Genomic DNA, 13754 nt, shown 5'->3' with positions numbered 1-13754 from the left:
CAGCGTTATTGTTCTGAACATTGTTTTGAACATTGTTTTGAACATTGTTTTGAACATTGTTTTGAACATTGTTCTGAACTCTGAGCATAGCTCTGGAAATAGTTCCGGAACGGGTTCTACAAACAGGCTTTTTGCAAACGGGCGCTTTACATCATAACAACGTCAAATTGTTCCTGACTGTAGCGTTGTTCTGTCTGCACTTTGACCTGTTTGCCCACAAAAATTTCCACTTCCGCCAATGAGTGGGACTCATCCCCTTTCAGGGCTTCACTTACGGCAGGAGAGGCGTAAACCAGAAAACGATTTGCCTCAATGGCACGGTTAACCCGCACAATTTCACGCAGAATTTCATAGCACACGGTTTCAATGGATTTTACCGTGCCACGTCCCTGACAGGTTGGACAGTTATTACACAGAATATGTTCGATGCTTTCCCGTGTACGCTTGCGCGTCATCTCCACCAAACCCAATTGGGAAAAACCATTGAGGGTGGTTTTGACACGATCTTGACCCAATGCCTGCTCCAGGGAAGCCAATACGCGGCGACGGTGCTCTTCATTAGCCATATCAATGAAATCAATGATAATGATGCCACCCAAATTACGTAATCTTAATTGCCGGGCGATCGCTTGTGTTGCTTCGATATTGGTATTAAAGATAGTCTCATCCAGATTACGATGTCCAACAAAAGCGCCGGTATTAATATCAATGGTTGTCATGGCTTCCGTTTGATCAATAATCAGATAGCCCCCCGACTTTAATTCCACCTTACGTTCCAGCGCCCGCTGAATTTCATTTTCCACGCTATACAGATCAAATATCGGCTGATTACCCTGATAATGTTCCAGTTTGGCGGTCATTTCAGGAATGTATTCTTCAATAAATTCCTGTAACTGCATAAATGTCTGGCGGGAATCGACCCGAATGCGAGCAAGGGAAGCTCCCACAAAATCACGCAAGATACGTTGAGCCAGTGCCACTTCACCGTAGACTTTATTTTTGGTGATATTGCGTTTCTTACGTTCAATCACCTTACTCCACAGACGCTTCAAAAAGGCCGCATCCTGTGCCAGTTCTTCGGTTCCCACCCCTTCAGCGGCAGTACGGATAATAAACCCGCCATGCTCATCACAATAATCCATGACAATGCTTTTCAGGCGTTCACGCTCTTCTTCGCTTGCTATCCGCTGTGAAACCCCCACATGCGATGCCCCCGGCATAAAGACCAGATAGCGTGATGGTAACGTAATATCCGTTGTCAAACGGGCGCCTTTTGTACCCAAGGGATCTTTCACCACCTGGACAATTAAATCCTGTCCTTGGTGTACCAGTTCAGCGATGTCCTTGACACGGAAATTTTTCCGCTCGTCACCTGCGATACACTCAGTATGCGGCATGATGTCCGAAGCATGTAGAAAAGCGGCTTTCTCCAAACCGATATCCACAAAAGCCGCCTGCATACCGGGTAACACCCGGCTCACACGCCCTTTGTAAATATTCCCGACCAGGCCCCTTCTGGCTTCCCGTTCAATATGGATTTCTTGCAAAATACCGCCGTCAATATAAGCAACCCGCGTTTCGGATGGTGTTACATTGATTAATAACTCTGCTGTCATGAATAGTCCTTCCCATCAGCTAACGCTAAAAATCGTGTGATTAGTTCATGCGTTTCCACCAGTGGCAAGCCGACAACAGCATGGTAACTGCCATTAATTTTTCTAACAAAGCAACCGCCTTTACCTTGAATGCCATAAGCCCCGGCTTTATCCATTGGCTCCCCAGTAGCAATATATTCCTGTATTTCTTGTTGGGATAACTGGCGGAATATCACATCTGTAATGACTTTCTCACACAAGGTATGTTGACTGTTTGATAAAGCGACAGCCGTCATAACCTGATGGCTCTGGCCTGACAACGTGCTCAGTATTTCAGCGGCGTGTTGTTGATCACGTGGTTTTTCCAAGATGCGGTTATTCAATACGACAATGGTATCTGCCCCCAGAACGGGGTAATCATGAGGGGCAATGGCGACGCCAGCCTGTGATTTTTCTCTGGCCAATCGCGTGACATATTGCCCGGGAGACTCCCCCTCACGCCATTTCTCTTCGACCTGAGGGGTCAGGATCTCAAAATTAAAATTTAACAATTCCACCAGCTCACGTCGTCTTGGCGAGCCAGAAGATAAATAAAGGGTTTTCATTGTGAGTCATCCTTAGGGTCTATCTCAGCAGGCGATTTTAATTTGTCATCGTTTCGCCCGCTTTAACGAACAGAAAATTGGCGGCGGATTTTCCGCAATAATAAGAACAGCCAGGGCCAGAGAATACCATTGACCACCCCATTCCAGAACACGTCTGGGTGGAATGCCGTCTTCGGCAATAAAATGTGGGCTAAAAAAACGCAGAGGTTCATCAGGGTTGAAAGCCCCATCACAACCAAGGCTTGCTGCCAGAGTGTCATATTGCGAATGAGCTGGAATTTGAAGGCGACCAGAAAACTGATGACGCTAAACGCCAGGGCATGAGCTCCCAGAATGCTTCCATGCAATAAATCCGTAATCACACCCAATACAAATCCAGTCCCCACACTGACACGGTGGGGAAGCGCCAGTAACCAGTAAATTAAGCACAGCATCAATAAGGTGGGCCGAAACATAAAGAACTGCTCCGGCCACGGCATAATTTGCAACACTATCGCAATCAGGAAAGATAACCAAATAATCCAACCTCTTCGGCTATGGTACTGACTCATTAACGATTTCCTATAGCGGCTGATGAGGGTTTTGGTGCTGATTTTTCTGCTGGCTTATCTGTTGGCTTATCTGCTGGCTTCGTTGCAGATGATAATGCCCGGCGTTCATTTTTCGCTTCGTCTGATGTCGGTGTCAGCAATTGCGGCTTCTCCTCTGATGGATTTGGCAATACCTGGGGTAGCATATGCTTCAACCGTTCATTGGCAGCACGGTATACTGCCGAAGGGGGTAATGGCTCTGAGGGATTATTATCCGCTCCCCATAACAACAACAGATAGCGCAAGCGGCGCAATTCAGCCAAGGGACGTGCCTGAATAACGGCATGAGCCCGCCGATTGTCGATTTTGACGGAAGAGACCACCGCCACAGGATAACCTTCCGGGAAACGTCCTCCCAGACCCGATGTCACCAAAACATCACCCACGCGAATGTCAGTATCACTTGGCAGAGGTTCCAGTTGGAGATCATCCGTACACCCAGAGCCACCCGCAATAACGCGGGTATCATTGCGCAATACCTGCACAGGCAGTGCATGAGTGGGATCACAAATCAGCAATATCCGGCTGCTCAGTTGACTCACCGAAACCACCTGCCCCACAACCCCCCGATCACTGATCACGGGCTGCCCTTCATAGACCCCATCTTTAGCGCCTTTATCTATGACAACTTGATCACGGTAAGGCTCCATACCTCCTGAAATCACCTGCGAGACCATCATGTGTTCATCACGGCGCAGGGGCGACCCCAATAATTCCCGCAAACGGGCGTTTTCCTGTTTCAGTTGCTCCAACAGCAACAACTTACTGCTCTGCAATCGCAACTCATTACGCAGGGTTTGATTCTCTAGTTCAAGGCGGTTGCGGCTAGTCAGGGACTCCGAGATACTGTCCAAAAATTGGCGCGGTCCATTGGCAAGAAAATAAAAAGGACTCACAGCCGTATCCATATAGCTACGGACTTTATTGAATACACCAAGGCGGCTGTCTACCACAATCAAAATAATGGCAATAATAACAGCAAAAAAGAGTCGTAGTTGCAGAGAAGGCCCTCTGCTGAAAATCGGCTTCATAAATTGCGCATTTTTGAGTTGTGTTGTCTCATTAATGGTAAAACTCCGGCACCATCAGCAAGGAGGCGTCAATCAAGGCGGTTTGCCTCCCAGCTTGCAGAGTTACTTTCAGTCTTCGCTGAACAGATCGCCACCATGCATGTCGATCATTTCCAGCGCCTTGCCGCCGCCACGGGCAACACAGGTGAGTGGATCTTCAGCTACAATGACAGGAATGCCGGTTTCTTCCATCAGCAAACGGTCAAGATTGCGCAGTAACGCCCCCCCTCCCGTCAGCACCATACCACGCTCAGAAATATCAGAAGCCAATTCCGGTGGACACTGCTCCAGAGCGACCATGACAGCACTGACAATGCCAGTCAGCGGCTCTTGCAGGGCTTCAAGAATTTCATTGGAATTCAGGGTAAAGCTGCGTGGTACACCTTCCGCAAGGTTACGGCCACGGACTTCAATTTCGCGGACTTCATCCGTTGGGTAAGCAGAACCAATTTCATGCTTGATACGTTCTGCCGTTGCTTCCCCAATCAGGGAGCCATAGTTACGACGAACATAATTAATGACGGCTTCATCAAAACGGTCACCCCCAATGCGCACAGAAGAGGAATAAACAACACCGTTCAGGGAGATAACCGCAACCTCAGTGGTTCCACCGCCAATATCGACGACCATTGAGCCTGTTGCTTCGGACACAGGCAAACCCGCACCGATTGCCGCCGCCATTGGCTCTTCAATCAAAAAGACTTCACGGGCACCTGCACTTTGGGCAGATTCACGAATGGCGCGACGTTCAACCTGAGTCGCCCCAACTGGCACACAAACCAACACGCGCGGACTTGGGCGCATGAAACTGTTATTGTGGACCTGCTTGATAAAATGCTGCAACATCTTTTCCGTGACATAAAAATCAGCAATAACCCCATCCTTCATAGGGCGGATAGCTGCGATATTACCCGGAGTTCGTCCCAGCATCTGTTTTGCTTCCAGCCCTACGGCTGCAACGCTTTTTGGTGAACCGGCTCTGTCCTGACGAATAGCCACAACAGAGGGTTGATCCAATACTATTCCCTGACCTTTGACATAAATAAGGGTATTGGCAGTACCCAAGTCAATGGACAAATCGTTGGAAAACATGCCACGAAATTTCTTTAACATAACGAAAGGATAATCCTGCAAGCTGGGGACGGAGATTGTCCGTCTACTCTACCAACCACATGAAGCAGCGACAAGGCGCATAATTAACTACTTTTACTACTTCAATAAAAGTGGCTACGTTATTCACATCAGAAACACGATATTCTACGTTACTTTTCTCTAACGGAGCAGAAAAAAACTGCATAAAAATAGGTTAATTTCACCGATAACCTCATCACAGCATCCCCAAATCACCTAATGCACCAAAAAACCAACATTATAGTGCATATGTGGGGCTGCTATCCCGCTTTCTAGCTTCTATACCCGTCATACTTCAAGTTGCCTCTTTGTTGGCTACGCTCACTCACCCCGGTCACATAGTTATCTATGCTCCCAGGGATTCGCTCCCTTGCCGCCGCGATGCAACTCGAATTATTTTGGGTATATACCGTTTTCTAAGTTAAAAGTAATCGATAATTGGCAAGATAAGGAGTCGGATATGAAAAAATATCAATTCCCCTCAATGGCAAGTGATGAAAATAAGGATTATTCTGAGCCGGTTATCAAACACACGCTCCTTATTGTTGTCCTGTATATTATGATCTTTTACCGTGCCACCCTGAATAAAAAATAAGTCATCACAGTTTTTCCACTCTCTATCACAATATCGTTGCCTACCCGTTTCAGCTTATTCGATTTTATCTATATTCTGTTGAAACAAGATCGTGTTAAAACAAGATCGCGATGAAACAAGATCGCGATGATGCCAAACAGGTGAGTCGTATCAACGAGATACCCAGCAAAGGAAAATGATCATGAAAGCCTTATTGCTTGACCAACACGACACATTATCCGCGTCCATTCAGGATATTGATGCGTCCCAATTACCCTCCGGTGATGTCACTGTTGATGTCCATTGGTCAACCCTCAATTACAAAGATGCCCTGGCCATTACCGGTAAGGGTAAGATCATCCGCCAATTTCCCATGGTGCCGGGCATTGATTTTGCCGGGGTGGTTCATCATTCCGAAGATCCCCGCTTTCACATTGGTCAACATGTTTTGCTGACTGGCTGGGGAGTGGGAGAAACACACTGGGGCGGGTTGGCAGAGCAAGCGAGAGTGTCTGGTGATTGGTTGACGCCATTGCCGCAAGGACTCAGCTCCCGGCAAGCCATGATCATCGGTACGGCTGGCTTTACGGCCATGTTATGCGTCATGGCCCTGGAACAAGGCGGGGTAACGCCTGAAAGCGGAGACATCGCCGTGACAGGAGCCAGCGGCGGGGTTGGCAGTACGGCGATTACCCTGCTGTCACAACTGGGTTATTCAGTCGTCGCGATTAGCAGCAAACCCGACAATCAGGATTACCTGCTTTCGCTGGGTGCAAAAGACGTGCTGCCCGTCAGTCATTTTAACCAAACATCGCGTCCATTGGAAAAACAGCGCTGGGCAGGTGTCATTGATACTGTGGGTGGAACGGTATTGGCGACCTTGCTGGCTCAGGTGAACTATAACGGCACCGTTGCCGCGTGTGGTATGGCGGGTGACAGCCAGTTGCCTACGACCGTAATGCCTTTTATCCTGCGCAACATTCGCTTGCAGGGCGTGGAATCCGTGACCGTGCCGGCTTCGAAACGGCCTGCTATCTGGCAGCGATTGCAAACGCTGTTGCCGGATTCCTTTTATCAACAGGCAGCCAATGAGATCGCATTAGACCACGTGATCGCACATGCCAATAAGTTGATTAACAACCAGTCTACCGGCAGAACCGTGGTGAAGGTGTGCTGATAAGACCAGTATTTAGCTGCTAAATGCCACGATATGTTTATAATGTCGGGCTTTATCGTCAAATTTACAAATCTAGCGTTCAGAAAGAGATGACAAACTGTTGACATCGAGTTATCTTGGTCGATTGTTGACAGATTGCCGGAGATACCCGCACAATGGCAGACAAGTTTCGCATTTTACTCTTGAATGGCCCCAACCTGAACCTGTTGGGAACACGAGAGCCAGAGACCTACGGCAAGTTAACGCTTGATGATATCGTTAACACACTGTCAAAAGAAGCTCACCAATCGGGAGCCGAATTATCCCATCTGCAATCCAATGCAGAATCTGAACTGATTGAAAGAATTCATTCGGCGCGGGGCAACACTGATTTTATTTTGATTAACCCTGCGGCATACACGCATACCAGTGTAGCACTACGCGATGCACTTCTGGCGGTGAATATCCCATTCATTGAGATCCACCTCTCCAATGTGCATGCCCGCGAGCCATTCCGCCATCACTCATATCTTTCCGATATTGCAGTCGGCGTAATCTGCGGATTAGGTGCAGATGGTTATAGTTTCGCATTACAGGCAGCGGTCAACCGTTTGTCAACATCCAACTAATTTATATAAGAGTACGGAATCACACTCATGGATATTCGTAAGATAAAAAAATTGATCGAGCTGGTTGAAGAATCAGGCATTTCTGAACTGGAAATTTCTGAAGGTGAAGAGTCAGTACGCATCAGCCGCACGATGGCAGCCCCCGCGATGCCAGTCACACAGCAATATATTTCTGCGCCAGTTCATCAGCCTGTACAAACCGCTCCGGCTGCGCCAGCCGCCGCTGAAAAACCGGCAGAAATCAGCGGCCATATTGTTCGCTCCCCAATGGTGGGTACGTTCTACCGCTCTCCAAGCCCAGATGCGAAACCTTTCATTGAAATCGGCCAGCACGTCAATCAGGGTGAAAGCCTGTGCATCGTTGAAGCCATGAAAATGATGAACCAGATCGAAGCGGATAAAACGGGCATCGTGAAAGCGATTCTGGTTCAAGACGGTCAACCTGTTGAATTCGACGAGCCACTGGTCATCATCGAATAACGAGGCGTCCCCATGCTTGAAAAAATTGTCATTGCTAACCGTGGTGAAATAGCACTGCGTATCCTGAGAGCCTGCAAGGAACTTGGGATCAAAACTGTTGCGGTGCACTCTGCGGCAGACCGTGACCTGAAACACGTCCTGCTGGCAGATGAAACCGTCTGCATCGGCCCGGCGGCTTCAGCAAAAAGTTACCTGAACATTCCCGCCATTATTTCTGCGGCTGAAATCACTTGTGCACAGGCCATCCATCCTGGTTATGGCTTCCTGTCTGAAAACGCTGATTTTGCTGAACAGGTAGAGCGTTCCGGCTTTATTTTCATTGGCCCGAAAGCGGATACCATCCGTTTGATGGGGGATAAAGTTTCCGCCATCAGTGCCATGAAAAAAGCCGGTGTACCTTGTGTTCCCGGCTCTGATGGCCCATTGGGTGATGATGCTGAGAAAAACAAAACGATCGCAAACCGCATCGGCTATCCGGTGATCATTAAGGCATCGGGCGGCGGCGGCGGTCGTGGTATGCGTGTTGTGCGCAGCGATAAAGATCTGGAACAATCCATCGCCATGACCCGCGCAGAAGCCAAGGCAGCTTTCAACAACGACATGGTCTATATGGAGAAATTCCTTGAGAACCCACGTCACGTTGAAATTCAGGTTTTGGCTGATGGTCAGGGCAATGCGCTCTATCTGGCTGAACGTGACTGCTCCATGCAGCGCCGTCACCAGAAAGTGGTGGAAGAAGCACCGGCACCGGGTATTTCGACAGACCTGCGCCGCAAAATCGGTGAACGTTGTGCCAATGCGTGTGTTGAAATCGGCTATCGTGGTGCAGGTACATTCGAATTCCTGTACGAAAACGGCGAATTCTATTTCATTGAAATGAATACCCGTATTCAGGTCGAACATCCCGTGACTGAAATGATCACCGGCGTTGACTTGATCAAAGAGCAATTACGCATTGCCGCAGGTATGCCGCTGTCCATCAGGCAGGAAGATGTCGAAATCAAAGGCCATGCGATCGAATGCCGCATTAATGCGGAAGATGCGAAAACCTTCCTGCCAAGTCCGGGCAAGATCACCCATTTCCACTCACCGGGTGGGTTTGGCGTGCGTTGGGAATCCCATATCTATGCAGGATACACCGTGCCGCCTTACTATGATTCCATGATTGGTAAACTGATCACTTACGGAGAAACCCGTGAAGTGGCGATTGCCCGTATGAAGAATGCGCTGGCAGAGTTGATCATTGATGGCATCAAAACCAATATTGATCTGCAACTGGCGATCATGAATGACGAGCACTTCCAGCAAGGTGGAACCAATATCCACTATCTGGAGAAAAAACTGGGCTTGCATGAGAAGTAAGGTTTTTTGACGCTTGTTCAGCGTTTGAATAAATGAAATCCCATCTTTTGTCGATGGGATTTTTATTTAGACCTGAATTCAGTGACCGCACGGGCGGTATTGTCATTTTCCACGGCACATTTTTCCCTGAATAAATCCACGCATTACCGTACAATTCCCCCCATATTGTTTCATGTAAGTTACCCGGAGAACGGATGGACAGACGATTTGTTCAATCCCACAAAGAAGCACGCTGGGCAGTATTCCTGACGCTGGCTTATCTTGTGGGTTGGCTACTGTGTGCCTATTTACCCAGTAATTCCATTGGATTAACTGGATTACCCCGCTGGTTTGAACTGGCTTGCCTGCTACTGCCAGCCTTATTTATCATCCTCTGCTGGCTGATGGTGAAGTTTATATTCAAGGACATCCCGCTGGAGGACGTTGATGCAAAGTGAAGTGATCCTGCCTCTCGTCGGATATCTGGCATTAGTTTTCATACTGTCAATCTATGCTTATCGCCGCCGACAAACCGGCGAATTCCTGAATGAATATTTTCTCGGCAATCGCTCCATGGGCGGTTTTGTGCTGGCAATGACCATTACAGCAACCTATATCAGTGCCAGCTCATTTATTGGTGGCCCCGGTGCTGCTTATAAATACGGTATCGGTTGGGTGCTGTTATCACTGATCCAACTGCCCGCGATATGGCTTTCCCTTAGCGTACTGGGTAAAAAATTTGCCATCCTCGCCCGCCGTTATAACGCGGTCACACTCAATGATATGCTCTATGCGCGCTATCAGAGCCGTTTTCTGGTCTGGTTTGCCAGTATAAGCCTGCTGGTCGCCTTTGTCGGTGCCATGACAGTGCAATTCATTGGCGGGGCGCGGTTGCTGGAAACCGCTGCGGGTATCCCCTACGATACGGGGTTGCTGATTTTTGGTGTTTCGATTGCCCTTTACACCGCATTTGGCGGTTTTAGGGCCAGCGTTCTCAATGATGCCTTACAAGGGCTGGTGATGTTGCTGGGAACCGTGTTATTGCTGGCAGGCATTATCTACAAGGCCGGAGGATTGTCAGCGGCGGTCACCACGTTGCGCGCTATTGACCCGAATCTGATTTCTCCCCAAGGGGCTGATAATATCCTCACCGGGCCATTTATGGCGTCTTTCTGGGTACTGGTCTGCTTTGGTGTCATTGGGCTGCCACATACCGCCATACGCTGCATTTCCTACAAAGACAGCAAGGCGGTTCATCGCGGCATTATTCTTGGCACAATCGTCATGGCAATCCTGATGTTCGGTATGCACCTTGCCGGTGCCTTGGGACGGGCGATCATTCCTGATCTGACCATCCCCGATCAGGTGATCCCTACGCTGATGATTACCGTACTGCCTCCTGTCGCTGCCGGGATTTTTTTGGCTGCGCCCATGGCGGCGATTATGTCGACAATTAATGCCCAACTGCTGCAATCTTCGGCTACTATCGTCAAAGATCTCTATTTGAACCTGTTTCCACACCAGATCAGACAAGAGAAAAAACTCTCACGCATTTCCAGCTACTCCACCCTATTTTTGGGCGCATTATTGCTGCTGGCAGCATGGCGTCCGCCGGAGATGATCATCTGGCTAAACCTGTTGGCATTTGGTGGGCTGCAAGCCGTTTTCCTTTGGCCGCTGGTGCTGGGGTTATACTGGGAAAAAGCCAATGCCCACGGAGCTGTCAGTTCGATGCTGATGGGTGCCGCAAGCTATACGCTGCTGGCGACTTTCAAGATCCAGCTTCTCGGTTTCCATCCCATTGTGCCATCACTGTTATTGAGTTTACTGGCATTTGGAATAGGGAATATGCTGGGTAATAAATACACACAAAAAATCGCAGCGTGATTTTATCTCCACGTTTTATCACCACAATGTTTTATCACCACAATACAGTGATTCACCAAAAGAGAATTTTTATGCCTTGGATACAATTAAGATTAAACACCACGGGACAACAAGCAGAAGCATTGGGCGATGAGCTAATGGAAAGTGGCGCAGTATCAGTGACCTTTCAGGATAGCCACGATACCCCAATATTTGAGCCTCTGCCGGGCGAAACCCGTTTATGGGGGGATACCGACGTTATCGGCCTGTACGATGCTGAAATGGATATGAAGGCCGTTGTGAGCCAATTGGAACAGGTTCCACAACTGGGCCAGAACTTCATCCACAAAATTGAGCAGTTGGAAGATAAAGACTGGGAACGTGAGTGGATGGACAACTTCCACCCAATGTGTTTTGGCAAGCGCCTGTGGATTTGCCCTAGCTGGCGCGAAGTGCCGGAACCCGATGCCGTCAATGTCATGCTTGACCCTGGCCTGGCGTTCGGGACGGGGACTCACCCGACCACTTCCCTGTGCCTGCAATGGCTTGATGGCTTGGATCTGGCAGGAAAAACCCTTATCGATTTCGGGTGTGGTTCAGGCATCTTAGCTATCGCAGCCCTGAAACTGGGAGCGAAACAGGCCATCGGGATTGATATCGACCCGCAGGCAATTCAGGCCAGCCGGGATAACGCCGAACGCAACGGAGTCTCTGACCAACTGACCCTCTACCTGTCTAAAGATCAACCGAGCGACCTCGAATGTGACATCGTGATTGCCAATATCTTGGCAGGTCCACTGCGTGAACTGGCACCGATCATCGGTTCACTGCCTAAATCGGGTGGATTATTGGGCTTGTCTGGTGTTCTGGCAAGTCAGGCTGAAGGAGTGGCTCAAGCCTATGACGATGAATTCATTATCGATCCGATAGCGGAACAAGAAGAGTGGTGCCGTATCACAGGGATTAAAAAATAATCACTTAATGTCTATTGAAAAGCGAGATTATCCACTAAAATGATCACCGAGGAGGTCAATTGGTGGTAATCCGCTCTCTTTGTGATTAGAAATACAGGTAATAATAAATTTCATCAATAACACGTAACCAATTGTTATTTAACAATAATAACCCTATTTTTAAAAAATCAACTGGAAAAAATCCGTTATAAATATCGATTCGCTCAAAGTTTGGCCTTTCATATCTTGTGAAAAATGCGTAATATACGCGCCCTTAGTCACAGTTGACCACTCTTTCTTCGCCTATGCGTATCGGACAATACCAGTTGAAAAACTGTCTTATTGCAGCTCCTATGGCAGGCATAACAGATCGTCCGTTTCGATCTCTTTGCTATCATATGGGAGCAGGAATGACAGTCTCAGAAATGCTTTCTTCTAACCCACAGGTTTGGAAGACGGACAAATCCCGGCTGCGTATGGTTCATCGCGACGAACCCGGAGTGCGTTCTGTACAAATTGCCGGTAGTGATCCCGATGAGATGGCGGCAGCGGCGAAAATCAACGTCGACAATGGCGCTCAAATCATCGATATCAATATGGGGTGTCCGGCCAAAAAGGTGAATCGGAAGCTGGCAGGTTCGGCATTACTGCGTTATCCAGAATTGGTTGAAAAAATCCTTTCTGCGGTAGTCAATGCAGTTGACGTGCCTGTTACTCTGAAGATCCGTACTGGATGGTCACCGGAAGAACGTAACTGTGTAGATATTGCCCAATTGGCCGAGCGTTGTGGTATTCAGGCTCTGACGATACATGGCAGGACACGAGCCTGCCTGTTTAACGGAGAGGCGGAATACGACAATATACGGACAGTTAAGCAGACTGTTGCCATTCCAATTATTGCCAATGGCGACATCACTGACCCGCTAAAAGCCAGAGCAGTGCTTGAATACACTGGGGCTGATGCCCTAATGATAGGCCGTGCTGCTCAGGGAAGACCCTGGATCTTTCGGGAAATCCAGCATTATCTGGAAACAGGAGAATTGCTGCCACCGATGCCCTTTGGCGACGTGCAGCATTTAATAAGCGAGCATGTACGAGAATTGCACGACTTTTACGGTCTAGGCAAAGGAGTTCGTATTGCACGTAAGCATGTATCTTGGTATCTCAAGGAACATGCGCCTGCTGACCAGTTTCGGCGCACATTCAACGCCATTGAGGATGCCAGCGAACAGCTGGAGGCGTTGGAGGCATACTTCGAAAATTTTTGCGTAAATAAAGAAAAGAGCTGACAGAACTATGTTCGAACAACGCGTAAATTCTGATGTACTAACCGTTGCTACTGTAAATTCACAAGATCAGGTAACTCAAAAACCTCTGCGTGACTCAGTTAAACAAGCACTGAAGAACTATTTTGCTCAACTGAACGGTCAAGATGTTAATGACCTGTATGAGCTGGTATTGGCTGAAGTAGAGCAACCACTGTTGGACATGGTGATGCAATACACCCGTGGCAACCAGACCCGCGCAGCACTGATGATGGGAATCAACCGTGGTACTCTGCGTAAGAAACTGAAAAAATACGGCATGAACTGATCCTAGTCTTAGATCATGTTGTTATAGAAGCACTTTCTCTTTTTGAGGGAGTGCTTTTTTGTTTCGAATGTCCCGTCCTAAATAAAGTTGACACTTTCCTTCATCTCTTTAGGAGAGTGTTATGAAATCAGAAAGTAAACGCACTCAGCGTGATTATTCATTGGCTTTTAA

15 protein-coding genes are annotated in these 13754 nt (G+C 48.3%); 10 read left to right on the top strand and 5 right to left on the bottom strand.

Annotated elements, in window-relative coordinates; all coding sequences use genetic code 11:
- Window positions 1-146 precede the first annotated feature (146 nt).
- The 5 genes from rng to mreB all read right to left on the bottom strand — a co-directional run bounded on the left by rng (window position 147) and on the right by mreB (window position 4973).
- Entirely contained in the window at window positions 147-1616 is a 1470-nt protein-coding gene (rng, locus tag Xbed_RS12300) for a ribonuclease G (RefSeq protein WP_086113217.1), read from the bottom strand.
- The gene (locus Xbed_RS12295) at window positions 1613-2200 is read right to left on the bottom strand and encodes a Maf family protein (RefSeq protein ID WP_086113216.1); all 588 of its coding nucleotides are present in this window, start codon (window positions 2198-2200) and stop codon (window positions 1613-1615) included. Before Xbed_RS12295 ends, rng begins: the two co-directional genes overlap by 4 nt.
- A gap of 62 nt (window positions 2201-2262) precedes the next feature.
- Window positions 2263-2751 (bottom strand): rod shape-determining protein MreD, encoded by a 489-nt coding sequence (mreD, locus tag Xbed_RS12290; protein WP_086113215.1) that lies wholly within the window; start codon window positions 2749-2751, stop codon window positions 2263-2265.
- Complete coding sequence (mreC, locus tag Xbed_RS12285) at window positions 2751-3821, bottom strand: rod shape-determining protein MreC (RefSeq protein WP_086113214.1); 1071 nt, start codon at window positions 3819-3821, stop codon at window positions 2751-2753. The genes mreD and mreC overlap by 1 nt, the downstream gene beginning before the upstream one ends.
- A gap of 108 nt (window positions 3822-3929) precedes the next feature.
- Window positions 3930-4973, bottom strand: a complete 1044-nt coding sequence (gene mreB / locus Xbed_RS12280; RefSeq protein ID WP_086113213.1) for a rod shape-determining protein MreB — start codon at window positions 4971-4973, stop codon at window positions 3930-3932.
- 478 nt (window positions 4974-5451) lie between these two features.
- Between mreB and Xbed_RS20515 the strand changes: the two genes are divergently transcribed.
- The 10 genes from Xbed_RS20515 (at window position 5452) to fis (ending at window position 13583) form a co-directional block, all read left to right on the top strand.
- A complete protein-coding gene (locus Xbed_RS20515) occupies window positions 5452-5586 on the top strand; it encodes a hypothetical protein (RefSeq protein WP_279625522.1) in 135 nt (44 codons plus the stop codon).
- Between the two features lie 181 nt (window positions 5587-5767).
- A complete protein-coding gene (gene acuI / locus Xbed_RS12275; protein ID WP_086113212.1) occupies window positions 5768-6742 on the top strand; it encodes an acrylyl-CoA reductase (NADPH) in 975 nt (324 codons plus the stop codon).
- 155 nt (window positions 6743-6897) lie between these two features.
- A complete protein-coding gene (gene aroQ / locus Xbed_RS12270; protein WP_086113211.1) occupies window positions 6898-7350 on the top strand; it encodes a type II 3-dehydroquinate dehydratase in 453 nt (150 codons plus the stop codon).
- A 27-nt stretch (window positions 7351-7377) separates the two neighbouring features.
- Window positions 7378-7830 carry an acetyl-CoA carboxylase biotin carboxyl carrier protein gene (gene accB, locus Xbed_RS12265; protein ID WP_086113210.1) on the top strand — a complete coding sequence of 151 codons (453 nt, stop codon included), beginning with the start codon at window positions 7378-7380 and terminating at the stop codon, window positions 7828-7830.
- Window positions 7831-7842: 12 nt separating this feature from the next.
- Window positions 7843-9192, top strand: coding sequence for an acetyl-CoA carboxylase biotin carboxylase subunit (gene accC, locus Xbed_RS12260; protein WP_086113209.1), 1350 nt, complete (start codon window positions 7843-7845; stop codon window positions 9190-9192).
- A gap of 194 nt (window positions 9193-9386) precedes the next feature.
- Window positions 9387-9629, top strand: coding sequence for a YhdT family protein (locus Xbed_RS12255; protein ID WP_086113208.1), 243 nt, complete (start codon window positions 9387-9389; stop codon window positions 9627-9629).
- On the top strand, window positions 9619-11058 hold the full coding sequence (panF, locus tag Xbed_RS12250; protein WP_086113207.1) for a sodium/pantothenate symporter: 1440 nt from the start codon (window positions 9619-9621) through the stop codon (window positions 11056-11058). The genes Xbed_RS12255 and panF overlap by 11 nt, the downstream gene beginning before the upstream one ends.
- A gap of 71 nt (window positions 11059-11129) precedes the next feature.
- On the top strand, window positions 11130-12011 hold the full coding sequence (gene prmA, locus Xbed_RS12245; RefSeq protein WP_086113206.1) for a 50S ribosomal protein L11 methyltransferase: 882 nt from the start codon (window positions 11130-11132) through the stop codon (window positions 12009-12011).
- A gap of 284 nt (window positions 12012-12295) precedes the next feature.
- The gene (gene dusB / locus Xbed_RS12240; protein WP_086113205.1) at window positions 12296-13279 is read left to right on the top strand and encodes a tRNA dihydrouridine synthase DusB; all 984 of its coding nucleotides are present in this window, start codon (window positions 12296-12298) and stop codon (window positions 13277-13279) included.
- Between the two features lie 7 nt (window positions 13280-13286).
- Window positions 13287-13583 carry a DNA-binding transcriptional regulator Fis gene (gene fis / locus Xbed_RS12235; RefSeq protein WP_010847912.1) on the top strand — a complete coding sequence of 99 codons (297 nt, stop codon included), beginning with the start codon at window positions 13287-13289 and terminating at the stop codon, window positions 13581-13583.
- Window positions 13584-13754: the final 171 nt, after the last annotated feature.

The organism is Xenorhabdus beddingii, from assembly GCF_002127545.1.
GTDB classification, from domain to species: domain Bacteria; phylum Pseudomonadota; class Gammaproteobacteria; order Enterobacterales; family Enterobacteriaceae; genus Xenorhabdus; species Xenorhabdus beddingii.
The sequence above is the reverse complement of the archived record's forward strand: the minus strand, read 5'-3'. Positions and strand labels throughout refer to the sequence as shown.

Bases quoted from the DNA above. Each gene is read 5' to 3' on its own strand.
- rng (WP_086113217.1), bottom strand. From the start codon at position 1,616: ATGACAGCAGAGTTATTAATCAATGTAACACCATCCGAAACGCGGGTT.
- Xbed_RS12295 (WP_086113216.1), bottom strand. From the start codon at position 2,200: ATGAAAACCCTTTATTTATCTTCTGGCTCGCCAAGACGACGTGAGCTG.
- mreD (WP_086113215.1), bottom strand. From the start codon at position 2,751: ATGAGTCAGTACCATAGCCGAAGAGGTTGGATTATTTGGTTATCTTTC.
- mreC (WP_086113214.1), bottom strand. From the start codon at position 3,821: ATGAAGCCGATTTTCAGCAGAGGGCCTTCTCTGCAACTACGACTCTTT.
- mreB (WP_086113213.1), bottom strand. From the start codon at position 4,973: ATGTTAAAGAAATTTCGTGGCATGTTTTCCAACGATTTGTCCATTGAC.
- Xbed_RS20515 (WP_279625522.1), top strand. From the start codon at position 5,452: ATGAAAAAATATCAATTCCCCTCAATGGCAAGTGATGAAAATAAGGAT.
- acuI (WP_086113212.1), top strand. From the start codon at position 5,768: ATGAAAGCCTTATTGCTTGACCAACACGACACATTATCCGCGTCCATT.
- aroQ (WP_086113211.1), top strand. From the start codon at position 6,898: ATGGCAGACAAGTTTCGCATTTTACTCTTGAATGGCCCCAACCTGAAC.
- accB (WP_086113210.1), top strand. From the start codon at position 7,378: ATGGATATTCGTAAGATAAAAAAATTGATCGAGCTGGTTGAAGAATCA.
- accC (WP_086113209.1), top strand. From the start codon at position 7,843: ATGCTTGAAAAAATTGTCATTGCTAACCGTGGTGAAATAGCACTGCGT.
- Xbed_RS12255 (WP_086113208.1), top strand. From the start codon at position 9,387: ATGGACAGACGATTTGTTCAATCCCACAAAGAAGCACGCTGGGCAGTA.
- panF (WP_086113207.1), top strand. From the start codon at position 9,619: ATGCAAAGTGAAGTGATCCTGCCTCTCGTCGGATATCTGGCATTAGTT.
- prmA (WP_086113206.1), top strand. From the start codon at position 11,130: ATGCCTTGGATACAATTAAGATTAAACACCACGGGACAACAAGCAGAA.
- dusB (WP_086113205.1), top strand. From the start codon at position 12,296: ATGCGTATCGGACAATACCAGTTGAAAAACTGTCTTATTGCAGCTCCT.
- fis (WP_010847912.1), top strand. From the start codon at position 13,287: ATGTTCGAACAACGCGTAAATTCTGATGTACTAACCGTTGCTACTGTA.